General features: G+C 73.5%; 18 protein-coding genes, 2 rRNA genes and 1 pseudogene. 5 read left to right on the plus strand and 16 right to left on the minus strand.

Annotated elements, in window-relative coordinates; translation table 11 throughout:
- Positions 1-55: 55 nt before the first annotated feature.
- The 3 genes from ACFYWQ_RS28165 to ACFYWQ_RS28175 form a co-directional block, all read right to left on the minus strand.
- A complete protein-coding gene (locus ACFYWQ_RS28165) occupies positions 56-2,125 on the minus strand; it encodes a tetratricopeptide repeat protein (RefSeq protein ID WP_389520043.1) in 2,070 nt (689 codons plus the stop codon).
- A gap of 173 nt (positions 2,126-2,298) precedes the next feature.
- Positions 2,299-2,925, minus strand: coding sequence for an NUDIX domain-containing protein (locus ACFYWQ_RS28170; RefSeq protein ID WP_389520044.1), 627 nt, complete (start codon positions 2,923-2,925; stop codon positions 2,299-2,301).
- A 133-nt stretch (positions 2,926-3,058) separates the two neighbouring features.
- Entirely contained in the window at positions 3,059-4,723 is a 1,665-nt protein-coding gene (locus tag ACFYWQ_RS28175; protein WP_389520045.1) for a CTP synthase, read from the minus strand.
- Between the two features lie 530 nt (positions 4,724-5,253).
- On the opposite strand from ACFYWQ_RS28175, the gene ACFYWQ_RS28180 reads away from it, so the two are divergent.
- The 3 genes from ACFYWQ_RS28180 (at position 5,254) to ACFYWQ_RS28190 (ending at position 10,309) form a co-directional block, all read left to right on the plus strand.
- Positions 5,254-7,056: a glycoside hydrolase family 15 protein gene (locus tag ACFYWQ_RS28180; protein WP_389520086.1), complete on the plus strand. Its 1,803-nt coding sequence runs from the start codon at positions 5,254-5,256 to the stop codon at positions 7,054-7,056.
- A gap of 69 nt (positions 7,057-7,125) precedes the next feature.
- Positions 7,126-8,508, plus strand: coding sequence for an FAD-binding oxidoreductase (locus ACFYWQ_RS28185; RefSeq protein WP_389520047.1), 1,383 nt, complete (start codon positions 7,126-7,128; stop codon positions 8,506-8,508).
- 157 nt (positions 8,509-8,665) lie between these two features.
- Positions 8,666-10,309 carry a PucR family transcriptional regulator gene (locus ACFYWQ_RS28190; RefSeq protein ID WP_389520049.1) on the plus strand — a complete coding sequence of 548 codons (1,644 nt, stop codon included), beginning with the start codon at positions 8,666-8,668 and terminating at the stop codon, positions 10,307-10,309.
- 304 nt (positions 10,310-10,613) lie between these two features.
- Here the strand turns inward: ACFYWQ_RS28190 and ACFYWQ_RS28195 are convergent, their stop codons facing one another.
- The 5 genes from ACFYWQ_RS28195 to ACFYWQ_RS28215 all read right to left on the minus strand — a co-directional run bounded on the left by ACFYWQ_RS28195 (position 10,614) and on the right by ACFYWQ_RS28215 (position 16,351).
- Entirely contained in the window at positions 10,614-11,735 is a 1,122-nt protein-coding gene (locus ACFYWQ_RS28195) for a glycosyltransferase family 4 protein (RefSeq protein ID WP_389520051.1), read from the minus strand.
- A gap of 594 nt (positions 11,736-12,329) precedes the next feature.
- Positions 12,330-14,048, minus strand: a complete 1,719-nt coding sequence (gene recN, locus ACFYWQ_RS28200; RefSeq protein WP_389520087.1) for a DNA repair protein RecN — start codon at positions 14,046-14,048, stop codon at positions 12,330-12,332.
- A 233-nt stretch (positions 14,049-14,281) separates the two neighbouring features.
- Positions 14,282-15,187: an NAD kinase gene (locus tag ACFYWQ_RS28205; protein ID WP_389520053.1), complete on the minus strand. Its 906-nt coding sequence runs from the start codon at positions 15,185-15,187 to the stop codon at positions 14,282-14,284.
- Positions 15,184-15,999, minus strand: a complete 816-nt coding sequence (locus ACFYWQ_RS28210; RefSeq protein WP_389520055.1) for a TlyA family RNA methyltransferase — start codon at positions 15,997-15,999, stop codon at positions 15,184-15,186. The genes ACFYWQ_RS28205 and ACFYWQ_RS28210 overlap by 4 nt, the downstream gene beginning before the upstream one ends.
- A gap of 22 nt (positions 16,000-16,021) precedes the next feature.
- On the minus strand, positions 16,022-16,351 hold the full coding sequence (locus ACFYWQ_RS28215) for a hypothetical protein (RefSeq protein WP_389520089.1): 330 nt from the start codon (positions 16,349-16,351) through the stop codon (positions 16,022-16,024).
- A gap of 216 nt (positions 16,352-16,567) precedes the next feature.
- Between ACFYWQ_RS28215 and ACFYWQ_RS28220 the strand changes: the two genes are divergently transcribed.
- A complete protein-coding gene (locus ACFYWQ_RS28220) occupies positions 16,568-16,915 on the plus strand; it encodes a sterol-binding protein (protein WP_389520056.1) in 348 nt (115 codons plus the stop codon).
- Between the two features lie 88 nt (positions 16,916-17,003).
- Here the strand turns inward: ACFYWQ_RS28220 and ACFYWQ_RS28225 are convergent, their stop codons facing one another.
- The 4 genes from ACFYWQ_RS28225 to ACFYWQ_RS28240 all read right to left on the minus strand — a co-directional run bounded on the left by ACFYWQ_RS28225 (position 17,004) and on the right by ACFYWQ_RS28240 (position 21,306).
- Positions 17,004-17,879, minus strand: a complete 876-nt coding sequence (locus tag ACFYWQ_RS28225) for an ABC transporter ATP-binding protein (RefSeq protein WP_389520057.1) — start codon at positions 17,877-17,879, stop codon at positions 17,004-17,006.
- A gap of 32 nt (positions 17,880-17,911) precedes the next feature.
- On the minus strand, positions 17,912-18,931 hold the full coding sequence (locus ACFYWQ_RS28230; RefSeq protein WP_389520091.1) for a FecCD family ABC transporter permease: 1,020 nt from the start codon (positions 18,929-18,931) through the stop codon (positions 17,912-17,914).
- Between the two features lie 113 nt (positions 18,932-19,044).
- On the minus strand, positions 19,045-20,088 hold the full coding sequence (locus ACFYWQ_RS28235; protein ID WP_389520059.1) for a FecCD family ABC transporter permease: 1,044 nt from the start codon (positions 20,086-20,088) through the stop codon (positions 19,045-19,047).
- A gap of 189 nt (positions 20,089-20,277) precedes the next feature.
- The gene (locus ACFYWQ_RS28240) at positions 20,278-21,306 is read right to left on the minus strand and encodes an HAD hydrolase-like protein (RefSeq protein WP_389520061.1); all 1,029 of its coding nucleotides are present in this window, start codon (positions 21,304-21,306) and stop codon (positions 20,278-20,280) included.
- 71 nt (positions 21,307-21,377) lie between these two features.
- On the opposite strand from ACFYWQ_RS28240, the gene ACFYWQ_RS28245 reads away from it, so the two are divergent.
- Positions 21,378-22,661 carry a DUF1015 family protein gene (locus ACFYWQ_RS28245; RefSeq protein ID WP_389520063.1) on the plus strand — a complete coding sequence of 428 codons (1,284 nt, stop codon included), beginning with the start codon at positions 21,378-21,380 and terminating at the stop codon, positions 22,659-22,661.
- Between the two features lie 73 nt (positions 22,662-22,734).
- Here the strand turns inward: ACFYWQ_RS28245 and ACFYWQ_RS28250 are convergent, their stop codons facing one another.
- The 4 genes and pseudogenes from ACFYWQ_RS28250 to ACFYWQ_RS28265 form a co-directional block, all read right to left on the minus strand.
- Positions 22,735-23,490 carry a hypothetical protein gene (locus ACFYWQ_RS28250; protein WP_389520093.1) on the minus strand — a complete coding sequence of 252 codons (756 nt, stop codon included), beginning with the start codon at positions 23,488-23,490 and terminating at the stop codon, positions 22,735-22,737.
- Between the two features lie 207 nt (positions 23,491-23,697).
- Positions 23,698-24,576, minus strand: a pseudogene (locus tag ACFYWQ_RS28255) (hypothetical protein); the annotation flags it as partial.
- 145 nt (positions 24,577-24,721) lie between these two features.
- Positions 24,722-24,838 (minus strand): 5S ribosomal RNA (rrf, locus tag ACFYWQ_RS28260).
- Between the two features lie 100 nt (positions 24,839-24,938).
- Positions 24,939-25,011: ribosomal RNA gene (locus tag ACFYWQ_RS28265) — 23S ribosomal RNA — on the minus strand; the annotation flags it as partial.

The following is a 25,011-nucleotide window of genomic DNA, read 5'->3' on the forward strand; positions in this document are numbered from 1 at the left end:
CGTGCGGCAGAGCCAGTCTAATGAAGGTGTTCCCGCTGTCTAGCCTTTCAAAGCATCAATCTTCAGCGGGTGTACTACGGATTTCGCAGGTGTTAGCGCGGTGTTCCAGCCCTGGATCACTGTCGGGGGCCTCCTCTCCCAGGATGCGCTCGGCCGCGCCCCGGTGCAGCAGGGCCGCCGCCGGGTCGCCGAGGTGCTCCAGGGTGTCGGCCAGCCGCAGCTGCAACGCGGCCTGGAGCCGTACGTCCTGTGCGCGCCGCGCCCACTCCACCGCCTCCTGGCAGGTGCGCAGCGACTCCTCGGGGCGGCCCGCGTACTCCTGGACCCGCGCCAGCTCGCTCAACGCCCGCGCGTAGGCGCCCAGATCGCCGTTCTTGCGGTGCCCGGCCGCCGCGGCCCGCCAGCCGCGCTGCGCCTCGCCGTAGCGGCCCGCGTAGGTCTGCGCCGTGGCGATCCGGCCGTACAGCCGGGCGGCGTCCGCGCGCTCGTCACGGGCCAGCCGCTGGGCCAGGGCCCTGCCGAACCAGTCGGCGGCGCGCTCGTAGTCCCCGAGTTCCTGGTGCGCACCGCCTACGGATTCCATCGCGCGGCCGGTCGCATACGGGTCGTTCGCCTCGCGTCCGGCGTCCAGCGCCGCCCGGTAGCGCACCAGGGCGTCCGCCGTCCGCCCGGTCCGGGCGTCGACGTCGGCGAGGTTCAGCAGGGCCGCGGCCTTCTCGCGGGGCAGGTCGCGCCGCTCGGCCACGTCCAGGACGAGCTGGTGGACGCCGTACAGGTCGGGGGCGGCGCCCTGGGTGCCGAAGTGCGCGACCATCGCCCTGACCAGCTGGGACATCAGCCGCCTGGCCAGGGTGTCCAGCTCCCCGTCGGCGACCGCGAGACGGGCGGAGGCGAGCAGGGCCGGCCGTCGGACGCGCAGCCAGTCGGCGGCGGCGCGGGGGCTCGGGAAGCGCAGGGCCCGGGGCATGCCCTGGAGCCTGCCGCGGACCTCGGGGTCGTCGGTCTCCGTGATCGCCCGGCAGGACTGGAGCAGCCGAACCGTCCGCTCCAGCATGCGGGCGCGCGCCAGCTGGAGCTCGCCCGGGCGTTCGTGGCTCTCGGCGGCGGCCCGCAGCAGGGGGTGCAGACAGGCGGGGACCTCGTACTGCGGCAGCGGGGATTCCACCACCCGCAGCAGGCCGAGGGCGACGAAGCCGTCCAGGGTGGTGCGGGCGGAGTCGACCGAGCAGCCGGCGAGCGCGGAGGCGGTGTGCGGGTCGACCAGGCCGGCCGGGGCGAGGGAGAGCAGGCGCAGTATCCGGGCGGAGGCCGCGGGCAGGGAGTCGTGGGTGAGCCGGAAGACGCGGCCGAGGGGACTGGTGTCGGCGCCGTCGTCGCCGGTCTCGGCGTGCATCTGTTTGGCGAGGTCGGCGACGGTCGCCTTGGAGCGGGCGGCGAGCCAGCCGCCCGCGAGGATCAGCGCGGCGGGATGGCCCTGGCAGGCCTCCACGAGACCCTCCGCGGCACGGGGGTCGACGGTGATGCGGACCGATCCGGTGTAGCGGGTGATCAGTTCGAGGGCGGACTTGGTGTCCAGGCCGCCCAGGGTGCAGGGACGCACGTCCGAGATCCCGGTGAGCGGGCCCGCGGAGACGGCGACGACCAGGCATTCCGGGGAGTCCGGGAGCAGCGCGTCGACCTGGTCGGCACCCGCCGCGTCGTCGAGCAGGAGCAGCATCCGCCGCTCGGCGAGCGCCTCGCGCAGCGTGGCCGAAAGGTCCTCCTCGCCGGCGCCCGGCGGGACGGGCAGGCCGAGGGCGCCGAGCAGTTCGCGGGCGGCGCGCTCGACGGGGACGGGGGTGCCGTCCGGCTCCCCGAGACGGGCGCGCAGCACACCGTCGCGGTAACGGTCCGCGACCTGGCGGACCAGTTCCTCGGCGAGCGCCGTGCGTCCGGAGCCGGGCCGGCCCGCGATGAGCAGCACGCGCGCGCGGGGCGCCTTCTTCCCGGACAGCGTGTCCAGCCCCGCGCGCGCGATGTCGGCGCGCAGTTCCTTCAACTCCCGGGCCCGGCCCAGGAAATGGCCCTCCGTCGCAGCGTGTCCCGACAGCTGCACGCCGTCTGTGTCCACTGCCTGTTCCGTCACGGGCCACACTCCCGTCCCACCGCACGCGCAAGCCCGCCGGGTCTCCGGACCGGGCGATTCCAGAGCCTAGTTCACGCTCTGCGACGTTCCGGGAGGAGCACGGCGGTGGCGTCGCCCGATCGGATCAGCCGATCGTCACACCGGGCGGTGGGGGCCCACCGGCAACCTGCCGATCACGCCTCGAAGGGACGCGCCGGCCACGGCGCCTGAGCCGGCCGCAGCGCGTCGAGCCCGTCGCCGCCGCGCGCCGCGACCAGGGCGAGGACACCGACGACGAGGCAGTTGTTGTGCAGGTCACCCGCGAGCACGCCCCGGACCAGTTCGTCCAGCGGCACGCGCGCGTGCTCCATGTCGGCCTCCTCGTCCTCCACCGCGAAGCGCTCGCCGTCGGCCTCGGACAGATCGCGGGCGAGGAAGACGCGCACCGCCTCGTCACAGCCGCCGGCGGTCGTGTACACGTCGGTGAGGACCCGCCAGTCCTCGGCCTTGACGTGCGCCTCCTCGTACAGCTCGCGCTGGGCGGCGTGCAACGGGTTCTCGCCGGGCACGTCGAGCAGGCCGGCCGGGATCTCCCACAGCTTCTGCCGCACGGGGTGGCGGTACTGCTTGATGAGCAGGACGCGGTCGTCGGCGTCCAGGGCGAGGACGGCCACGGAGCCCGGGTGGACCTGGTAGTCGCGGCGGACCACCGAGCCGTTCGGCATGACCACCTCGTCCGTGCGGACGGAGGTCTTGTTGCCCACGAAGGGGGTCTCCGTCGCCCGGATCTCCCACGCCTCGGGGGTGTCCTTGATCGTCATGCCCTGTCCTTCCACACGTACGCGAGTGACCGGCCCGCACGCGGCGGAGAGACCGGCCGAGAGAGAACCCCGGAAGAAAACCGGGGTGCCCACCTTTGAAGGTTTGCACCCCGGCCACCGTACAACTGGTGTGTTACTTCGAATTCGCCCCAGCTGCGACCTGCCGCTCCACGGCCGCCTTCACCAGGCCCGCGAACAGCGGGTGCGGACGCGTCGGCCGCGAGCGCAGCTCGGGGTGCGCCTGCGTGGCGACCAGGTAGGGGTGGACGTCCCGCGGGTACTCGACGTACTCGACGAGCTTGCCGTCCGGGGAGGTGCCGGAGAACAGGATGCCCGCCTTCTTCTCCAGCTCCGCGCGGTAGGCGTTGTTCACCTCGTACCGGTGACGGTGCCGCTCCTCGACGTACTCCTTGCCGTCGTACACCTCGCGGACGATGGAGCCCTCGGCGAGCTTGGCCGGGTACATGCCCAGGCGCATCGTTCCGCCCATGTCGCCCTCGCCGGCGACGATGTCGAGCTGTTCGGCCATGGTGGAGATCACCGGGTGGGCGGTGGCCGGGTCGAACTCGGTGGAGTTGGCGTCCGAGATGCCGGCGAGGTTGCGGGCCGCCTCGATCACGATGCACTGGAGGCCGAGGCAGAGGCCGAGCAGCGGGATCCGGTTCTCGCGGGCGTAGCGGATCGCGCCGACCTTGCCGAGCACACCGCGGTCGCCGAAGCCGCCGGGGATGCAGATGCCGTCGACGCCGGCGAGCTGGGCCGCGGCGCCGGCCGGGGTCTTGCAGTCGTCGGAGGTGACCCACTTGATCTTGACGCGGGCCTTGTTGGCGAAGCCGCCGGCGCGCAGGGCCTCGGTGACCGAGAGGTAGGCGTCGGGCAGGTCGATGTACTTGCCGACCAGGGCGAGGGTGATCTCGTGGTCGGGGTTGTGGACGCGGTCCAGCAGGTCGTCCCAGGTCGTCCAGTCCACGTCACGGAACGGCAGGTCCAGCTTGCGGACCACGTAGGCGTCCAGGCCCTCGCCGTGCACGGTCTTCGGGATGTCGTAGATCGAGCGGGCGTCGGGGCAGGCGACCACCGCGTCCTCGTCGACGTCGCACATCAGCGAGATCTTGCGCTTGATGGCGGTGGGGACCTCGCGGTCGCAGCGCAGCACGATGGCGTCCGGCTGGATACCGATGTTGCGCAGGGCGGCCACGCTGTGCTGGGTCGGCTTGGTCTTCAGCTCCCCCGAGGGGCCGATGTAGGGAAGGAGGGAGATGTGGACCACGAAGACGTTGTCCCGGCCGACCTCGTGGCGGACCTGGCGGACGGTCTCCAGGAACGGCAGCGACTCGATGTCGCCGACGGTGCCGCCGACCTCGGTGATCACGACGTCCACCTCGTCCGTCGCCATGCGGCGGATGCGGTGCTTGATCTCGTTGGTGATGTGCGGGATGACCTGCACGGTGTCACCCAGGTACTCGCCGCGGCGCTCCTTGGCGATCACCGTGTTGTAGACCTGGCCGGTGGTGACGTTGGCCGAGCCGTCCAGGTCGCGGTCGAGGAAGCGCTCGTAGTGGCCGATGTCCAGGTCGGTCTCGGCGCCGTCGTTGGTGACGAACACCTCACCGTGCTGGAACGGGTTCATCGTGCCAGGGTCGACATTGAGGTACGGGTCGAGCTTCTGCATCACGACGCGCAGGCCCCGCGCCTTGAGCAGCATCCCGAGGCTGGAGGCCGTCAGACCCTTGCCGAGAGAGGAGGCGACACCCCCGGTGACGAAGATGTGCTTGGTCGTCGTGGATTTGGGCGGCATGGCCAAGAGGGGGCTCCCGTGGTCGCGGTCTGGGGGTGCGGTGCGGCGTCCGGAGGCTCTCACCAGCGGTTGGGGCCGGATTTCTCCGGGGGCGCCGTCGCTGCGGTTCGGGGGTTTCGAGCCCACCGGTCCACGGGCTACCAGGGTATCAGCGCCTCGGGGAGATGGCTTCCGGCCACGCTCCGCACACGTCCGGACACGGGCTCCGGGGTCCACACTGGTTTCTCACCCGGTGCTCACCCGTTCGGCCCACCCGCGTTGCCCGGAGCGGCACACAGATCATCTACGTGCGTCGTATCCTGCTCGGACACTCACTGCCGAGCCCGGCCGGCCGACACGGCACCACCCCCGTCCGTATCCACCGGAACAACGAGAGCTCGTCAGTTCGTTGAGCAAGAATTGGCGTTTTGCCAACACGGCTGAGCGGCTGCTTTGCTTCACCGCTCAACGACGCATGACAACAACCCCCTTGACCGCACTAGCGACAGCCCCCTCATGGGGGTGACGTGGCCGTTCGACTGGAGTTGCACGTGGCCGGGCGCATCGAAGACTACGCACTCATCGGAGACATGCAGACCGCGGCACTGGTCTGCCGTGACGGGACCGTGGACTGGCTGTGCCTGCCCCGCTTCGACTCGCACGCGATCTTCGCAGGGCTGCTGGGCACCGAGGAGCACGGCTTCTGGCGGCTCGGGCCCGCCTACGGCTCCGACCAGGAGCCGCCCACCGCCGCCCGGCGCGCCTACCGGGGCGACTCGCTGATCCTGGAATCCGAGTGGGACACCCCGCGCGGCACGGTCCGGGTGACCGATTTCATGCCCCCGCGAGACGGCGCCCCCCAGCTGATCCGCATCGTCGAGGGCGTCTCCGGCCGCGTCCCCATGCGCTCGGCCCTGCGGATGCGGTTCTCCTACGGTCGCGTCGTCCCCTGGGTGCACCGGCACGAGGGGCGCACGGTGGCGGTCGCGGGACCGGACTCGGTGTGGTTCGACACCGACTGCGAGACCTACGGGAAGTCGCTGACGACCTACGCCGACTTCACCGTCTCCCCCGGCGAGCGCATCGCCTTCACGATCTCCTGGCAGCCGTCGCACAAGGAGCCGCCGCCCCTGCCCGAGCCGGAGCAGTCGCTGGAGGCGACGGAGGAGTTCTGGCGCGAGTGGGTCGAGCACTGTACGTACCACGGTCCCTACCGCGAGGCCGTGATCCGCTCGCTGATCACGCTGAAGGCACTGACCTACGCCCCCACCGGCGGGATCGTCGCCGCCCCCACCACCTCCCTCCCGGAGGACATCGGCGGCGTGCGCAACTGGGACTACCGCTACACCTGGCTGCGCGACGCGGCCATCACCCTGTCCTCCCTGCTGCGCACCGGCTACCGCGAGGAAGCCCGCGCCTGGCGCGAGTGGCTGCTGCGCGCGGTCGCCGGCGACCCGGAGAACCTCCAGATCATGTACGGCATCGCCGGCGAGCGGGAACTCGGCGAGGCGGAGCTGGACTGGCTGCCCGGCTACGAGAACTCCGCGCCGGTCCGGGTCGGCAACGGCGCCGCGCACCAGCTCCAGCTGGACGTGTACGGCGAGGTCACCGAGGCCCTGCACCTGGGCCACATGACGGGCCTGGCCCGCAACGACTACGCCTCCCTCCTCCAGCTGAAGCTGATCCGCTACCTGGAGAAGCACTGGGACACGCCGGACGAGGGCATCTGGGAGGTCCGCGGTCCGCGCCGGCACTTCGTGCACTCCAAGGTCATGGCCTGGGTCGCGGTCGACCGCACGATCAAGCTGATCGAGTCCGGCGACGCGGACGGCCCGCTGGAGCGGTGGCGCGAGCTCCGCGACGACATCCACCGGGACGTGTGCGAGAAGGGCTACGACAAGGAACGCAACACCTTCACGCAGTCCTACGGCTCCAAGGAGCTGGACGCGTCCTTGCTGCTCATCCCGCAGATGGGCTTCCTGCCCCCGGACGACAAGCGGGTCATCGGCACGATCGAGGCGATCCAGCGGGAGCTGTCCACGCCGGACGGCTTCATCCTGCGCTACCCCACCCAGGGCGACCACGAGGGCGTGGACGGCCTCCCCGGCGACGAGGGCGCCTTCCTGGCGTGCTCGTTCTGGATGGCGGACGACCTCGCGATGATCGGCCGCGTGGACGAGGCCCGCAAGCTCTTCGAGAAGCTGCTGTCGCTGCGCAACGACCTCGGACTGCTCGCCGAGGAGTGGGACCCGCGCCTCCAGCGCCAGGTCGGCAACTTCCCGCAGGCCTTCAGCCACGTCCCGCTGATCGACACGGCCCTGCGCCTGACGGCATCCGGCGCGTACGGCGGCTGACCCGGCCCGACCCGGCACGCCCGCCTAGGCTGGGGGCATCGGCCCCTGCACGGAAGGGGGCGGCGGCCCATGGCTCCCCCGTCGAAGGCGGGCGCGGCCCTCGCCGCGCTGCGCGAGGATCTGGTCGGCGACGTCTTCGCGCCGTGGGACGTGGGGTACGACGAGGCCCGGACGGTGTTCAACGCGATGATCGACCGCCGTCCGGCGGTGATCGCGCAGTGCGTGGACGAGGCCGACGTCGTCCGGGCCGTGCGGTTCGCCCGTGACCTCGACCTGAAGGTCGCGGTGCGCGGCGGCGGACACAGCGTGGCGGGCATGGCGGTGAACGACAACAACCTGGTGGTCGACCTGCGGCACATGCGCGCGGTCGACGTCGACCCCGCGGCGCGGGCGGTGCGGGTCGCGGGCGGCGCCACGATGAGCGACCTGGACCGCGCCACCCGGCCCCACGGTCTGGCCACGACCGGCGGCCGGGCCTCCACCACCGGCGTCGGCGGCTTCGTCCTCGGCGGTGGCACCGGCTGGCTCGACCGCCGCTGCGGACTCGCCGTCGACAACCTGCTCGGCGTCGACCTCGTCACCGCAGACGGCGACCGGCTCCACGCGAGCCCCGACGACCATCCCGACCTGTTCTGGGCCCTGCACGGCGGCGGCGGCAACTTCGGCGTCGCCACCGCGCTCACCCTGCGGCTGCACGAGCTGCCCGAGTTCGCCGTCGCGCTGCTGCTGTACCGGCCGGAGTCGGGCCGCGACGCCACGCGCGCGTACCGCGATGTGATCGAGTCCGGCCCCGACGAGGCGGGCGGCGCCGTCCTCTACCTCACCGGCCGGCCCGCGAAGTTCGTCCCGCCGCACCTGGCCGGCGCGCTGGTGTGCGCCGTGCTGCTGACGTACGCCGGGTCGGCGGCCGGTCTGCGCGAGGTGGCCGAGCCGCTGCTGGCGCTGCCGCACGAGGCGGAGATCGTCGGGCCGATGCCGTACGCCGACGTGCAGTGCATGTTCGACGAACCGCCCGGGATGCGGAACCACTGGTCGGCGGAGTACCTGTCGGGCGCGCCCGACGACCTCGTGGACGTCTTCTGCACCCGGGGGGAGGCGCTGCCCGTGCCGACCGGCTCGATGCACACCCTGTTCCCGCAGGGCGGGGCGATCGCCGCCGGCCCGCACGGGTTCCCGGTGCCGTACCGGGACGCGCCCTGGGCCGTGCACCCCTTCGGACTGTGGGAGGACCCCGCGGACGACGAGCGGTGCGTGCGGTGGGTCCGGGGCGTGCGGCCCGAGGTGGGGCCGTGGAGCACGGGCGCGGTCTACCTCAACTTCATCGGCGACGAGGGCCCCGACCGGATCGTGGCCGGTGTGGGCGCCGGGAACGCCCGGCGGCTCGGGGACCTGAAGCGACGGTACGACCCCGACAACGTCTTCCGCTTCAACCACAACATCAGACCGATCTGAGCGGCGCGTCCGGCCGGGGGCCCGGGGGACCGGCCGGGGGGCCCGGGGGACCGGCCGGGGGCCCGACACGCCCACCCCCCGGAGGCCGCCGACGGAGATCGTCCCCGGCTCCGGGCGGAGCTGTCGCCGGGACGTCTTCGCAGGTAGCGTCCGCGGCATGGACAGCCGCACGGACCATCGATACGACAGTCAGGGCGCCGGCATCACCGTGCGGCGCGCGCTGGAGCTGCCCGGCCTGCGCAGCGGGCTGCCGGAGATCCTCGCGGGCGCGGAACGGCTGGGCCGCACGGTGCGCTGGGTGCACGCGGGCGAGGTCCCCAACATCGCCTCCCTGCTCAAGGGCGGCGAACTGCTGCTGACCACGGGCTACGGCCTGGGCACCCGGCCGGCCGACCAGCGGGCGTTCGTGCGGACCCTGGCCGAGCGGGGCATCGCGGCCCTGGTGATCGAGCTGGGCCCGCGCTTCACCCGCCTGCCCGCGGCGCTGGTGGAGACAGCGCGGACGTCGGGGCTGCCCCTGGTCCAACTGCACCGCGAGGTGCCGTTCGTGACGGTGACCGAGGAGATCCACACCGAGATCGTCAACGGCCACTACGCGCTGCTCCAGCGGGCGGAGGAAGTGCACCGCCGCTGTACGCAGGCCCTGCTGGGCGGGGGCGGGGTCCCGCAGGTCCTGGAGATCCTGGCGGACTTCTGCGGCAACCCGGTCTTCCTGGAGACGACCGAGGGCCGGCTGCTGTACGCCGCCGGGGCCGGGCCCGAGGGAGCGGATCCGCTCCAGGTGTGGGAGGGATTGCGCGGGCCCCACAAGGACGCGCCGCCGCCCGCCGGTTCGGTGCTGGTGGACGTGCCCGGCGGCGGGCCGGGTGCGGGATCGGTGCGGGCCCGGCTCGTGCTGCTGCCGGTGCGTGCCGCGCTGGCTCCGGTGCACCGCATGGCGGTCGAGCGGGCGGCCGGGGTCCTGGCCGTGGTGCTGATGCAGGCGCGTCAGGAGGAGGAACTGGCGGCGCGGGGCAGGGGCGACTTCCTGACCGACCTCGCCGAGGGGCGGATCGCGGCGCAGGACGCCCCGGCGCAGGCGCGTGTGCTGGGTTTCAAGCCGGGCGACAGCCCGCTGCTGCCGGTCGTCATGCGGCTGGGCGACGCGCTCTCCCCGGGCGGTGGCTGGGCGGTGCTGGCGCGTGCGGTGGCGGAGGAGCTGGCGTCGGTCGGGGTGCCGGTCCTGCTCGGCGTACGCCCGGTGGAGGGCAGGGTGCCGCTGCTGCTCGGCCTGCGCGCGGAGTCGGAGCGGTCGGCGGTGGCGGACCGGGTGGCGGCGGCGCTGCGGGCCGGCGCGGAGCGGGCGGGCATGCGGCGGCCGGGAGGCCGGCCGCCGGTCGTGGTCGTCGGCGTCGCGGGGGGCTGGGCGGCCGCGTCGGCGGGCCTGCGGCACGCGGCGGAGACGGCGACCGCCGCCCAGGGACTGTCGGACCGGCCCTGGTACGACGCCCGCCGCCTCGACATCGAGCTGCTTCTGTGGCGCCTGCGCGACCATCCCGACCTGGCGGCCTTCGTGGACCGCGCGATCGGCCCGGTCCGTGACCACGACCAGCGTTCCAGGCCGCCCCTGCTGCCCACCCTGGAGACGTACCTCGCCCACGCCGGCCGCAAGGCGGAGACCGCCCGTGAACTCCACCTCAACCGCCAGACCCTGTACAACCGCCTCGCCCGCATCGGCGAACTCCTGGGCACGGACCTGGACGACCCGCAGACGGTCCTGGCGTTGAGCCTCGCCCTGCGGGCCCGCCGACTGGTGCCGTGAACCGTCCGGCGGGGCGGCGAGCGCGGCAAGCCGACAGCGCGCCCTGCCGTACTTCGCCGTGTCCCGCAGTGCCCCGCCGTGCCACCGGGCGGGGGACCTCGCGCTACGGCACCGCGGGACCGGCACCCCGGACCGGCACACCGGGGACGGGAACGCCCTGGACCGGCGCACCGGGGACGGGAACGCCCTGGACCGGCACGCCCGGGAATCGGCGCGTCCGAGATCCGGTGCGCGCCAAGCGTCGGCCCGTCCGGGAATCGGCGCGACGCCCTCTCGGCGGGGCCGCGATGCGGTTGAGGCCGGCTCAGATCAACGGCTGGGGCTGCGTCAGCTCGTCGTAGACGCTGAGGATCTGGGCGACGGTCTCGTCCTCGGTGGGCCACGTGGCCGCCTGCCGGGTGCCGAGGTCGCGGAGCCGCTCGCACCGTCCGGGGTCGTCGAGCAAACGGGCGACGGCGTCGCCGAGCGCGTCCGCGTCGCCGGGCGGGACGAGTTCGGCGGCGTCGCCGACGAGTTCGCGGACGCCGCCGGTCCGGGCGGCGACGAGCGGCACGCGCGCGTGGAGCGCCTCCTGCGCCGCGACGGACCGCGCCTCCTCGTCGCCCGCCAGCACGGCGAGATCGGCCGCGGCCAGCAACTCGCCCACGTCGTCCCGCAGCCCGATGAGCCGGACGGGCAGTTCCTCGTCCTCGATGCGCCGCTGGAGATCCGCCCGCAGCGGTCCCTCCCCCACGACCACGACCAACGGCACGGGGTCCAGCAGGCGCCACGCGCGCGAGGCGTCCAGCAGGACGTCGTAGCCGCGGTGGCGCTCCAGCGAGCCGACCGCCATCAGCAACGGGCGTCCGATCGCGCCGAGTTCGGCGCGCACCTTGGACCGCGGCCGCTCGGGGTCCTCCTCGGCGGGGCGGACTCCCGGCAGCGCCACGGGGGCGAGCCGCGCGTCCCGCGCACCCGTCCGGCGCGCCCGGTCCACCAGACCGGACGTCGTTCCCAGCACGACGGCGGCCGCCTTGGCCACCCTCCGCTCCAACAGGCGCAGCAGATGGGCGCGGGCGCCCTCGGCGTACGCCCGGTCGTGCCAGGTGACGACGAGCGGGGTACGCCGGCCGCCGAGCGCCAGCACGGCCCGGAAGGAGGCGTGCAGGCCGTGCGCGTGGATGAGGTCGGCGTCCGTGCAGGCCGCCCGCAGCGCCTTCACGGACGCGGGGTCGCTGCTGCGCGGCACGGGCATGTGTTCGGCTCCGGTGCCCGTGAAGTCGTAGGTGTGATCGGCCTCCGTGGGGGCGCACACCGTCACCCGCACGCCCCGTGCGACGAGCCCCGCGGCCAGGGAGCGCACGTGCGCGCTGCTGGTGGCGTTGCCACCGCCCAGCACCTGCACGGTGCGCAGCGGCGACTGGCCGTGCGGTGAGTGGATGCTCACGTGGCCGGGGCTCCTGGTTCGGCGTCGGACGGTCACGAAGGAACGTGCGGAAGGGGGCCGGACGGAGGGGTGGACCGCTCGGGCTCCGCCCTCTCCTACGTCAAGGATGCCAGCACGTACGGGTGTTCCGTGCCGTCGAGCGCCCGAGGCTCCGGCAACACGGCCCCGCATGTCACTCACACGAGTGAAGGAGGTCGGGGTTCCGTTCGAGCGGGTCAGGCCTTCGGGCAGATCGACGACCACGTGCCCCCACTCCCCCCGGGCAGATCGGCGACCGCGTGTCCCCCACTCCCGCGCCGCCCATACGGCACACCCACCACTCGCCCGCCGCCTGCCGCCTGCCGCCCGCACGCCCACCACACCGAGGGCGCGCGCCGGCTCACGACACCCCCGTCCGCCCGCCGCCGGCCTCGACCGCCCCACCGGGAGCGCGCCCGGCACGTGCGCCGCGCGCCCCGCCGTCCCCGGGGCCCGCGCGAGCACCACGGAACCCGCCCGGCCACGCACGAGGGGCGGTGACCCCAAGGTCACCGCCCCTCGTGCGCTCCGCTTCCCAGAACACGGGCCCCGGGCCCGGCCCCGGCCGGCGGGGCGCTACACGTCCGCCCGCGCCGTCGCCAGCAGTTCCTCCGCGTGGGCCCGGGCCGTCTCGGAGTCCTCCTGTCCGGCGAGCATCCGGGACAGTTCCCGGACCCGCTCCTCGCCCTCGAGGACCTTCACGCCGGACCGGGTCACGGACCCGTCGTTCGTCTTCTCCACCAGCAGCTGCCGGTCGGCGAAGGCGGCGACCTGCGGAAGGTGCGTGACCACGACGACCTGCGCGGTCTTCGCCAGCCGCGCCAGCCGCCGCCCGATCTCGACCGCGGCCTTGCCGCCCACGCCCGCGTCGACCTCGTCGAACAGATACGTCGGCACGGGATCCGTCCCCGCGAACACGACCTCCACGGCGAGCATCACCCGCGAGAGCTCACCGCCGGAGGCACCCTTGGCGATGGGCCGCGGCGGCGCGCCCGGGTGCGGGGCGAGCAGCAGCTCGACCTCGTCGGCACCGGACGGCCCGTAGGCGACCGTCCGCCCGCCGACCGCCACGCCCTCGGGGTCCGGCGTCTGCCGGATCTCGAACGACACGCGCGCGTGCGGCATGGCCAGCGACGCCAGCTCGGCGGTCACGGCGGCGGCGAACCGCTCGGCGGCCTCCGCCCGCGCGTCCGTCAACGCCTGCGCCAGTCCGCCCAGTTCGGTCCGCAGCGCGTCCCGTTCGGCGGTCAGCTCGTCGATCCGCTCGTCGTCGCCGTCCAGCTCGGTCAGCCGCTCGGCACCCCGCTCGGCCCACGCGAGGACGCCGGCGACATCCTCCCCGTACTTCCGGGTCAGCGCGGTGAGCGCGGCCCGCCGCTCCTCCACGGCGGCCAGCCGCAGCGGGTCGGCGTCGAGGTCGTCGGCGTACCCCGCGAGCTCTCCCGCCACGTCACCCAGCAGGATCCCGATCTCCCCGATCCGGTCCGCGAGCGCGGACAGCGCCGGGTCGTACGCCCGCACCGCCTCCAGGGCCCGCTGCGCGCCCGCCACGAGCGTCGCGGCGTCGATGCCCTCGGGGTCCTCCGGATTGCCCGCCAGAGCGGCGTGGGCGGCCGTGGCGGCCGAGGACAGCGCCTCCGCGTGCCCGAGCCGCTCCGCCTCCTCCGCCAGCTCCCCGTCCTCCCCGGCCCGCGGTTCCACGCCGGCGATCTCGTCGAGCCCGTAGCGCAGCATGTCGGCCTCCTGGGCCCGCTCACGCGCGCGCGTGGTGATCTCGTCGAGCTCGACGGACACGGCCCGCAGCCGCCGGTAGGCCTCGGTGTACTTGGCCAGCGGCACGGCGACGGCGTCCCCGGCGTACCGGTCGAGCGCCTGCCGCTGCCGGGACAGCTTCAGCAGTCCCTGCTGGTCGGTCTGCCCGTGCACGGCCACCAGTTCGTCGGCCAGCTCGGCCAGCACGCCCACCGGCACGCTGCGCCCGCCGACGTGCGCCCGCGAGCGCCCCTCGGCGGAGACGGTACGGCTGATCAGCAGCGCCCCGTCGTCGAGCTCGGCCCCGGCCTCCTCGGCCCGTACGACCACCGAGGCGTCCGCGGGCACGGCGATCCGCCCCTCGACGACCGCCTTCTCGGCGCCGATCCGCACGAGCGCGGCGTCGGCGCGCCCGCCCAGCAGCAGCCCGAGGCTGGTGACCACCATGGTCTTGCCCGCGCCCGTCTCACCCGTGACGGCGGTGAAGCCCGACGACAGCTCGACGACCGCGTCGTCGATGACCCCGAGCGACCGTATCCGCATCTCCTCCAACACGGACACGACCTTACGAGGTCCGGGAGGAGAAGTGCGAGGCACCCTGTCACCCGGGCGGGTGGAGGTGTCCCGGGGACGCGGGACCGCGCCGAAGTACGGCCCCCGCCGCGTGGGCGCGGCCGGCCACCCACGGCCCACGGCCGCCGGCGGTCCCCGGCCACCCCCTCCTGCCCCCCTGCCCCTCCTGCCCCTCCTGCTCCTCCTGCTCCTCCTGCGACCGGCTAGTGCCGGGCCCCCCGCCACCCCGAGACGGGCAGCGCGAACTTCGCCACCAGCCGGTCGGTGAACGAGGCGTGGTGCAGTCGCGCGAGCCGCACCGGCACGGCCCCCCGCCGCACCTCGACCCGCGCCCCCGGAGGCAGCTCGAAGGTCCGCCGCCCGTCGCACCACAGCACGCCCGGCGGAATGTGCGGCAGCAGCTCCACGGCGAGCACCGAGTTCGGCGAGGTCACCAGCGGCTTCGCGAACAGCGCGTGCGCGCTGATCGGCACCATGAGGAGCGCCTCGACCTCGGGCCACACCACCGGCCCGCCGGCCGAGAACGCGTAGGCGGTGGACCCGGTGGGCGTCGACAGCACGATGCCGTCGCACCCGAAGCCGGTGACCGGCCGCCCGTCGATCTCCAGCACGACCTCCAGCAGCTTCTCCGCGCCGGCCTTCTGCACCGCCGCCTCGTTCAGCGCCCAGTCGGTGTGCACGATGTCCCCGTTGCGGTGCACGACGACATCGACGGTCATCCGCTCCTCGACCTCGTACGCCCGCGACACCACCCGGTCGACGACCTTGTCCAGGTCGTCCCGCTCGGCCTCGGCCAGGAAGCCGACGCTGCCCAGGTTCACGCCGAGCATCGGCACGCCGGACGCCCGCGCGAACTCCGCGCCCCTCAGCAGCGTGCCGTCACCACCGAGGACGATCAGCAGCTCGCAGCCCACCAGGCACTGCGGGGTGGCCTCGGCGACCAGCTCCACCTCGTCCGGCAGGGGCAGGTCGGCCGCCTCGTACTCCAGGACGCGCACGCCGATGCCCTCGCGCAGCAGCCCCTTCACGACCAGCTCCGCGCTGCGGATCGCGGCGGGCCGGCCCGTGTGGGCCAGCAGGAAAACAGTACGAGCTCGGTTCTGTGTCAACGCGGCCCCTCCGCCACTGCACGGTGAACATCCGCCGGGTCCAGGGCGGGCGCCCCGGCCCGGAGCCACAGAAAATACTCGACGTTGCCCGAGGGCCCGGGCAGCGGACTGGCGGTGACACCCTTCACACCGAGCCCGAGGTCCCACGCCCTCGCGGCCACGCCACGGACGGCCTCGGCCCGCAGCTGCGGGCTGCGGACGACACCCCCGCTGCCGAGCCGTTCCTTCCCCACCTCGAACTGCGGCTTGACCATCATCACCAGGTCGGCGTCCGGCCCGGTGCACCGCGCCAGGGCCGGCAGCACCAGCCCGAGCGGAATGAAGGACAAGTCCCCCACGACAAGATCCACTGGCTCCCCATCGATCGCTTCGAGCGTCAACTCGCGTACGTTCGTACGGTCCTTGACGGTGACGCGTTCATCGCTCTGGAGGGACCAGGCGAGCTGTCCGTACCCGACGTCGACGGCGACGACGTGCGCGGCGCCCGCCCGCAGCAGGACGTCGGTGAAGCCCCCGGTGGACGCGCCGGCGTCCAGCGCCCGCCGTCCCTCGACGACGAGCCCCCGCGGCACGAACGCCGTCAGCGCGCCCGCCAGCTTGTGCCCGCCGCGCGAGACGTAGTCGGGATCGCTGTCGTCGGTGGCGACGACGATGGCCGCCGCGGTCTCCACCTGCGTGGCCGATTTGGTCGCGACGGTCTTCCCGACGGTGACCCGTCCCGCGGCGATCAGCTGGGCGGCGTGCTCGCGCGAGCGCGCGAGCTTCCGGCGCACCAGCTCCGCGTCCAGACGACGACGTGCGACTCCTGCCACGTTCGGTTCAGCTCCTACCGGTCTACGTCGAGGGGGGCGCCGGAGGTCCCGGGCGGGCGTCGAGCGCGGTGAGCGCGTCGCGCAGCCCCCGGTGTACATCCTCGTACACCTCCAGGTGGCCGTCCGTGCCGAGGTGGTCGGCGTCGGCCAGCCGCTCCAGGTGGGCGTCGACCTCGTCGTTGCCGGTGGGCGTGCGGGGGACGTGCAGGGGCGCGGGGGCGGCGGGGTCGTCACCGGGGCCGTCGGGCCCGCCAGACCCGCCATCGGACCCGCCAGGTCCGCCAGGTCCGTCAGGTCCGTCAGGTCCGTCAGGTCCGTCGGATCCGCCGGGCACGGCGTCGGCGCCGGGCACGGCGTCGGCGCCAGACGGGGTCTCGGCGTCCCGCACGACACCCGTGCCCCGCGCGGGCCCCTCGTCGCGCGGGAGCCCGGCGTCCTGCGGGAGCCCGGCGTGCCGTGCGGGCCCGGCGCCCGGCGCGGGCCCGGTGTGCGGCGCGAGCCCGTCGTCCGGCGCTGTGTCGCTCATGCCCCGACGCTACCGCGAACCCCTGGGGTACCGTCGGGCGCGATGGCCACGATCGAGGAGTGCCGCGCCGCACTGGAGAAGTTCTCGGAGAACCTGGGGGGCACCCGGGGTGACGCCCGCGAGGCCGTGTCCCTGGACCGCTCGGTGAGCTGCCGCCTCACCGACCTGGACATCACCTTCGTCGGCCGCCTCACCGGCGGCCGCATCGAGGTCGACGACACCGTCCAGGGCCCGCCGCCGCAGAAGGCCCAGATACGTCTCACCATGACCGGGGACGACCTGGTGGCGATGGTGGACGGCGACCTGGCCTTCGCGAAGGCCTGGGGTTCGGGCCGGGTGAGGCTGGAGGCGGGCCTGCGCGACCTGTTCCGCCTCCGGAAGCTCCTGTGAAAGCCCCCGAAGGGCTCCGGAAGCTCCTGTGAAAGCCCCTGAAGGGGTCCGGAGGCTCCTGTGCGGCCCCGAAAAGGCGCGGTGACCCTCAGGAAGCCTCCGCGGCCGCGACCTTCCGCACGTCCGTCCGCGCCTTGCGCGCCGCCGGCACCACCAGCGGCGTCCCCGTCTCCGGGTCGTCGATGACCTGGCAGCGCAGCCCGAAGACCTCCTCGACCAGCCCGGCCGTGACGACGTCGTTCGGCGCGCCCTGGGCGATGACCTCGCCGCCCCTCAGCGCGATGAGGTGGGTCGCGTACCGGGCCGCGTGGTTGAGGTCGTGCAGGACGGCGACCAGGGTGCGGCCCTGTTCCTCGTGCAGCTCGGCGCAGAGGTCGAGGACGTCGATCTGGTGCTGGATGTCGAGGTAGGTGGTCGGCTCGTCGAGCAGCAGCAGCGGGGTCTGCTGGGCGAGCGCCATCGCGATCCACACCCGCTGCCGCTGACCGCCCGACAGCTCGTCGACGTACCGGTCGGCGAGCTCGGCGACGCCGGTCTGCGCCATGGACTCCTGGACGACCCGCTCGTCCTCCGTCGACCACTGGCGCAGGATGCCCTGGTGCGGGTAGCGGCCACGGCCCACCAGGTCGGCGACGGTGATGCCGTCGGGCGCGATCGAGGACTGCGGCAGCAGGCCCAGCGTCCGCGCGACCTTCTTGGCGGGCATCGACTGGATGACCTGCCCGTCGAGCAGCACCTGACCCTGACTCGGCTTCAGCATCCGCGACAGCGCCCGCAGCAGCGTCGACTTGCCGCAGGCGTTGGGGCCGACGATCACGGTGAAGGAGTTGTCGGGGATCTCCACCGACAGCTGTTCGGCGATGACCCGCTGGTCGTAGGCGAGGGTGACGTTCTCGGCGGACAGGCGGTTCACGGTGCTCCTTTGGTTGTTCAGCCCGTGGCTGACACGGGTGGTGGCGCTCATGTCCCGGCCGGACGCGCTGTCCCGGCCGGGCGTCATATGCGGCCCGACCGGCGCTCGGTGACCAGCAGCCACAGCAGGTAGACGCCACCGAGCACACCGGTGACGACGCCCACGGGCAGCTGTCCGTCGCCGAAGAGCCGCTGCGCGGCCCAGTCGGCGGTGACCAGGAGGGCGGCGCCCATGCACAGCGCGGGCAGCAGGTTGGGGCCGGGCGAACGGGTCAGGCGCCGGGCGAGCTGCGGCGCGGTGAGCGCCACGAACGCGACGGGCCCGGCGGCGGCGGTGGCGGCCGCGGTGAGCAGCACGGCGGCGACCATCAGCAGCAGCCGTACGCGCTCCACCCGCACGCCCAGGGCGTTGGAGACGTCGTCGCCCATCTCCATCATCCGCAGCCCGCGCGCGTTGGCGAGGACGAGCGGGGCGAGCACACAGACCAGCGCGAGCAGCGGCCAGACCTGCTTCCAGTCCCGGCCGTCGAGCGAGCCGGTCATCCACACGACCGCGCGGGCCGCGTCGACCAGGTCGGCCTTGGTGATGAGGTACCCGTTGACCGCGGTCGCGATGGCCGACACACCGATGCCGACCAGCACCAGCCGGTAGCCGTGCACGCCGCGCTTCCAGGCGAGGAGGTAGATGGCGGCACCGGTGACCAGACCACCGACGAGCGCCCCGACGGCGACCTGGTTGGCGGACCCGGACATCAGCACGATCACCACGAGCGCGCCGGCCGTCGCCCCCTGCCCTAGCCCGAGCACGTCCGGGCTGCCCAGCGGATTGCGGGACACCGCCTGGAACACGGCGCCGCCGAGTCCGAGCGCGGCCCCGGCGAGCAGCCCGACGAGGACGCGCGGCAGCCGCAGCTCGTTGACGATGAACTCCTGGCCCGCGGTGCCGTCGCCCGCCAGCGTCTTCAGCACGTCGCCGGACGGGATCGGGAAGTCGCCGGTGCCGATCAGCACCACGCTCGCGGTGAGCGCGGCGGCCACCAGCAGCACGACGACGACGAGGGCACGCGCGTCCACCCGCAGGGAGAGTCCCCCGGGCGTGCGCAGGGCGCGAAGCGTCCCCGGCGTACGGGCGCCCGTGCGGCCGGTCTCCCCGGGCCGCCCGGTCCCCTCCGCAGGGGTCCGCCCCGAGGTCTCCGCCGCGGTCTTGGATGCGGTCTTCACAGCTGGGCCGTCCTCCGCCGTCGTACGAGAAAGATGAAGACCGGGCCGCCGATGACGGCGGTGATGATGCCGACCTGGACCTCCGACGGCCGGGCGACGACCCGGCCGATCACGTCGGAGCCGAGCAGCAGCACCGGCGACAGCAGCGCCGCGTACGGCATGATCCAGCGCAGGTCGGGTCCGGTGAAGGAGCGGACGACGTGCGGGACCATCAGTCCGACGAACACGATCGGCCCGCAGGCGGCGGTCGCGGCACCGCACAGCACGGTGGCGGCGAGCATGGACAGCGCCCGGGTGCGGTCGAGGTGGGCGCCGAGCGCCTTGGCGGTGTCGTCGCCCATGGCCATGGCGTTGAGCGGCCGGGCGAGCAGGAACGCCAGGAGCGTGCCGACCGCCAGGAAGGGCAGCACCTGCCGGATCGTCTCGTCGGTCGCGGAGGCCAGCGAACCGACCGTCCAGAAGCGCATCCTGGCGAGCGCCGCCTTGTCCATGATCATGACGGCCTGGACGTAGCCGAAGAGCGCGGCGCTGATCGCGGTGCCGGCCAGCGCGAGCCGCACCGGCGTGGCGCCGCGGCTGCCGCCGAGGAACCACACCAGCGCACCGACCGCGGCCGCCCCGAAGAAGGCGAACCACACATAGCCGGTCAGGCTGGTGACGCCGAGGTAGGTGATGGCGGTGACGACCGCGGCCGACGCGCCCGCGTTGATGCCGAGCAGTCCGGGATCGGCCAGCGGGTTGCGGGTGAGGGCCTGGAGCACGGCTCCGGAGAGTCCCAGCGCGGCACCGACCAGCAGCCCGAGCACCGTCCGCGACAGCCGCTCGCCCACGACGACGTCGCCGTAGGTCCCCGTGTCGTGGAACAGGCCGTGCCAGACCTGTTCCAGGGAGAGTTCCTTGGCACCGATGGCGACACTCGCCACTGCCACGACCACCAGGACCGCGAGGGAGACGAGCAGCCCAAGGGAACGGCCCGCCCGGCGGGTTGGGGGCGCGGGGGCGGTCTCCGCGCGCTGTTCTGGAACACTGTCGACCAACACGCAGTTAGGTTAGCCTACCCTCCTCACCTGGCTCGATGCCTTGACCGACACCGGTTGCGGCACTTTTCGCGTCCGCATCCGGAGCCACGCCACCGCGAGGTGTCATCGCAGCCACGCCACCGCGGGGTGTCATCGCAGCCATGCCACCGCGGGGTGTCATCGCAGGCACGCCACCGCGGGGCGGCCGGTTCACAGCCCGAGCCGCGCCAGCGCCTTCTCCCCGTCCAGCTCGCACACACCGTCACCCGCCGCCGTCCATGCGGCGGCGCACAGCGCCCTCAGCCCGTCCAACGCGTCGCCGTCACCGTCGAGGCGCAGCCGCTCGGCCCCGGCCTTCGCGGTCCATCCACCGCACCGGAAGCCGTCCCCGTCGGCCGTCACCTCGGGCTGTCCGGTGAGCAGACCCCGCAGGTCCGCGTCGACGTAGGTCGGCCGGTGCTGCGGCGGCGCGGCGAGGAGTCGGGCGCCGTCGGTCACCCCGGTGAGGACCAGCAGCGAGTCGACCTCCCCGTTGAACGCCCCCTCGATGTCGGTGTCCAGCCGGTCCCCCACCACCAGCGGTCGCTCGGCGCCGGTGCGCAGGATCGTCTCCCGGTGCATCGGGGGCAGCGGCTTGCCCGCGACCTGCGGCTCGGCCCCGGTCGCGATCCGCACGACCTCCACCGCGGCCCCGTTGCCCGGGGCGATCCCCCGCCCGCTGGGAATGGTCAGGTCGGTGTTGGACGCGAACCACGGCACGCCGCGCGCGACGGCGTACGACGCCTCCGCGAACCGCCCCCACGGCAGGTCCGGCCCGCCGTACCCCTGGACGACGGCCGCCGGGTCGTCGTCCGCCGACTCCACCGGCACCAGACCCCGCTCCCGGAGCGCGACCCGCAGCCCGTCCCCGCCGATGACGAGCACCCGTGCCCCGGCCGGCACCTGCTCGCTGATGAGCCGGGCCACCGCCTGCGCCGAGGTGATGACGTCCCGCGCTCCTGTCGGTATCCCCAGCTCCGTGAGGTGCGCGGCCACGGTGTCGGGCGTCCGCAGCGCGTTGTTGGTGACGTACGCGAGATGCATCCCGCCCTCCCGCGCGGCGGCCAGGGACTCGACGGCGTGCACGATCGCGCTCCCGCCCGCGTACACCACCCCGTCCAGGTCGAGCAGCGCCGTGTCGTACGCCTCGCTCAGGGCCTGTCCACTGCCGTCGGGACCCGTCCTCACGCTCGGGCTCATTCCGCATCGCTCCTCGTTCGCTCGCTTTCCTCGATCATCCCGCATGCCACTGACACACGTACGATGCCGGGATGAACTCAGCGGGTCACTCGGAAGCAACGGCGCCCCGAGGCCTGGAACTCACCCCGTTCCGAGGCCTGCGCTACGACCCCGACCGGGTCGGCAGTCTCGCCGCCGTCACATCCCCGCCGTACGACGTCGTCGTCCGCCCCGACGGTCTGCACCACCTCCAGGACGCGGACCCGTACAACATCGTCCGGCTGATCCTTCCCCAGGCCGGCACGGCAGCCGCCCGCAACGAGCAGGCCGCGGCCACCCTGCGCCGCTGGCTCTCCGAGGGCGTCCTGGCGGCCGACCCCGAACCGGCCCTGTACGTCTACGAACAGCGGCACTCCGACGGCGTACTCCAGCGTGGCGTCATCGGCGCGCTGCGCGTCTCGGAGCCCTCGGCGGGCGTCGTCCTCCCCCACGAGGACGTCATGCCGCACGTCGTCGCCGACCGCGCGGCCCTGATGCGCGCCACCCACGCCAACCTCGAACCCCTGCTCCTCACCTACCGGGGCGACGGCGCCGCGGCGGACGTCGTGGACCGCTCCACCGAACGGCCCCCGCTGCTCTCCACCGCCACGGAGGACGGCTACCACCACCGCCTCTGGTCGATCACCGACCCCGCCGAGGTGGCCCGTGTCCAGGGCGGCCTCTCCCCTCACCAGGCCCTGATCGCCGACGGCCACCACCGCTGGGCGACGTACCGGCGCCTCCGCGCGGAGCACGGCTCCCCCAGTCCCTGGGACCACGGCCTGGTCCTCCTGGTCGACACGGCCCGCTATCCCCTGCGGGTCCGTGCCATCCACCGCCTGCTGCACGGCCTGCCGGTGGCGGACGCCCTGTCCCGCGTCGAGGGCCTGTTCCGCGTCCGCCGCCTGACGGGACCGCTGCCGGAGGCACTCGACGCCCTGGCCGACGCCGCCTGCGCGGGCAACGCCTTCCTCCTGGCCGGTGACGGCGCCTTCCACCTCCTCGACCGCCCTGATCCGGCCCTGCTGGCCCGCACGGTGCCCGCCGACCGCCCGGAGGCCTGGCGCTCCCTGGACGCCACGGTCCTGCACATGACACTCCTGGCTCATGTGTGGCACGTCCCGGACGACGACCCCTCCCGCATCGCCTACATCCACGACACGGCCGCGACGGTCGAGAAGGCGCAACACGACGGCGCCACGGCGGTGCTGCTGCACCCGGTCCGCGAGGACGTGGTCCGCGATCTGGCCCGCCAGGGCGTCACGATGCCCCGCAAGTCGACGTCCTTCGGTCCGAAACCGGCCTCTGGCCTGGTGCTGCGCGCCCTGGACCTCTGACCTTCCGTACGGCGAAGGGGCGGGATCCCGGCTTCCACCGGGATCCCGCCCCTTCGTCCTTCACCGACGTGTGTCAGTCCTGGCCCTCGCTCTTGCCGTCGGTCTTGCCGTCGGTCTTGTCCTCGGTCGGCTCGCCGTCGGGCGCGTCCTCGTCCAGCGCGTCGACGAACTCCACGCCGTCCAGTTCCGCCAGCCGGTCCGAGGCGTCCGTGCTGCCGTCGCGGTCGGCCTCGACGGCCTTCGCGAACCATTCCCGTGCCTCGCTCTGCCGTCCGGCGGCCTGGAGGGCGTCCGCGTACGCGTAGCGCAGTCGGGCGGTCCACGGCTGCACGGAGTGGGAGGCCAGCTCGGGGCTCTGCAGCGTCACGATGGCCGCGTCCAGCTGCCCCATGTCCCTGCGGGCACCGGCCGCGACGAGCCGCATCTCGACCTGCCCGGCCTTGTCGAGCTTGTGCACCTCGGGTGCCCCGGCCATGTCCAGTGCCTTCTCGGGACGTCCGAGCCCACGCTCGCAGTCGGCCATGACGGGCCACAGCTCCACCGACCCGGTCATCCGCCGGGCGGCCCGGAACTCGGCGAGCGCCTCGCTGTACTTCTGGTTGGCGTACGCGGCGAAGCCGGCGGCCTCCCGCACGGCGGCGACCCTCGACGCCAGTCGCAGCGCGACCTTGGAGTAGCCGTAGGCCCCTTCCGGGTCCTCGTCGATCAGCCGCGCCACCATCACCAGGTTCTTGGCGACGTCCTCGGCGAGCGTCTTCGGCAGGCTCTGGAGCTCCTGCCGTACGTCCTTGTCGATCTCGTCGCCGGTGACGTCCTCCGGGATCGGCAGCCGCTTGATCGGCTCGCGGTCACGGTCACGCTCCCGCTCGTCGCGGAACCGCCCGCCGCCCCGGCGGTCGTCCCGTCCGTCACGGCCCCGGAAGCCACCGGGCCTACCGCCCCGGTCGTCCCGACGCGGGCCGCGCCCACCGCGGTCGTCCCGCCCACGGAATCCACCGCGCTCGCCACCCCGGCTGTCGTCCCGGCGGTCATCACGGCGGTCGTCGCGCCGGAACCCACCACGGTCCCCGCGGTCATCGCCCCGACGGTCGTCGCGCCGGTCATCACGCCGATCGTCGCGGCGGTCGTCACGGCGGAACCCACCACGGTCCCCGCGGTCGTCGCGCCGGTCGTCCCGGCGGTCGTCGCGCCGGAATCCGCCCCGGTCCCCGCGGTCATCGCCTCGACGGTCGTCACGGCGGTCATCACGCCGATCATCGCGGCGGAAACCGCCCCGGTCGTCACGGCGGAAACCACGGTCGTCACGGCGGCCGTAGCCGCTGCGTGAGTCGTCACGACGGTCGTCACGACGGTCATCGCGCCGATCGTCCCTGCGGTCGTCACGACGGTCGTCATGGCGGAAACCGCCCCGGTCGTCGTGGCGGAAGCCGCCCCGGTCGTCACGGCGGCCGTGACCGCTGCGTGAGTCGTCACGACGGTCATCACGCCGGCCGTAGCCGCCTCGCTGGTCGTCGCGCCGGAAGGCGGGCCGGTCACCACGGTCCCCGCGATCGTCCCGGCGTGCCCCACGGTCGCGGTCGTCCCGCTGGAATCCGGGACGCGAGCCCCGGTCGCCTTCACGGCGGTCGTCACGCCGGCCGTAGCCACCGCGATCGCGATCGCCGTGCCCGCCACGGTGGTCGCCGCGCCTGTCGTCGCGCCGATCATCACGGCGGTCGTCTCGGCGGAACCCTCCGCGGTCACCGCGGTCCCGGTCATCACGTCGACCGTGACCGCCGTACCCACCGCGGTCGTTGTCGCGGCGGAAACCGCCGCGGTCACCGCGCTCACCACGGTCGTTACGGAAACGGCCGCCGTCGCCGCGCTCACCGCGATCCCCACTGTCCCGTCGCCGCTGGTCGCGCTCCGGTCGGTCGTCGGGAGAGTTGGTGGACATGGTGACTCCTGTCTTCGGTACCGCAAGTCATTCTCGCGCAACCGGGTACCCGGTGCGCTCCGGAAAAACAAAAAGGACCCCTGGTCCCAGCTGAACGCTGGGACCAGGGGTCCTTCCAAAGATTGTTCGGCGGCGTCCTACTCTCCCACAGGGTCCCCCCTGCAGTACCATCGGCGCTGTAAGGCTTAGCTTCCGGGTTCGAAATGTAACCGGGCGTTTCCCTCACGCTATAACCACCGAAACCCTAATGGTTTCGAGCGAACAAGCACACTTTTCACTTGTTTTCACTCAAACCGGCAACGGTCGTTGCCTCAGAACTAACACAGTGGACGCGAGCAACTGAGGACAAGCCCTCGGCCTATTAGTACCGGTCACCTCCACACGTTACCGTGCTTCCAGATCCGGCCTATCAAC

It is taken from the genome of Streptomyces sp. NPDC003247, assembly GCF_042888135.1.
In the GTDB taxonomy this organism is placed as follows: domain Bacteria; phylum Actinomycetota; class Actinomycetes; order Streptomycetales; family Streptomycetaceae; genus Streptomyces.

Excerpts from the sequence above, each read along its gene's own strand:
- ACFYWQ_RS28170 (WP_389520044.1), bottom strand. The coding sequence starts at position 2,925 with ATGACGATCAAGGACACCCCCGAGGCGTGGGAGATCCGGGCGACGGAG.
- recN (WP_389520087.1), bottom strand. The coding sequence starts at position 14,048 with ATGCGGATACGGTCGCTCGGGGTCATCGACGACGCGGTCGTCGAGCTG.
- ACFYWQ_RS28185 (WP_389520047.1), top strand. The coding sequence starts at position 7,126 with ATGGCTCCCCCGTCGAAGGCGGGCGCGGCCCTCGCCGCGCTGCGCGAG.
- ACFYWQ_RS28190 (WP_389520049.1), top strand. The coding sequence starts at position 8,666 with ATGGACAGCCGCACGGACCATCGATACGACAGTCAGGGCGCCGGCATC.
- ACFYWQ_RS28245 (WP_389520063.1), top strand. The coding sequence starts at position 21,378 with ATGAACTCAGCGGGTCACTCGGAAGCAACGGCGCCCCGAGGCCTGGAA.
- ACFYWQ_RS28225 (WP_389520057.1), bottom strand. The coding sequence starts at position 17,879 with ATGAGCGCCACCACCCGTGTCAGCCACGGGCTGAACAACCAAAGGAGC.
- ACFYWQ_RS28175 (WP_389520045.1), bottom strand. The coding sequence starts at position 4,723 with ATGCCGCCCAAATCCACGACGACCAAGCACATCTTCGTCACCGGGGGT.
- ACFYWQ_RS28220 (WP_389520056.1), top strand. The coding sequence starts at position 16,568 with ATGGCCACGATCGAGGAGTGCCGCGCCGCACTGGAGAAGTTCTCGGAG.
- ACFYWQ_RS28240 (WP_389520061.1), bottom strand. The coding sequence starts at position 21,306 with ATGAGCCCGAGCGTGAGGACGGGTCCCGACGGCAGTGGACAGGCCCTG.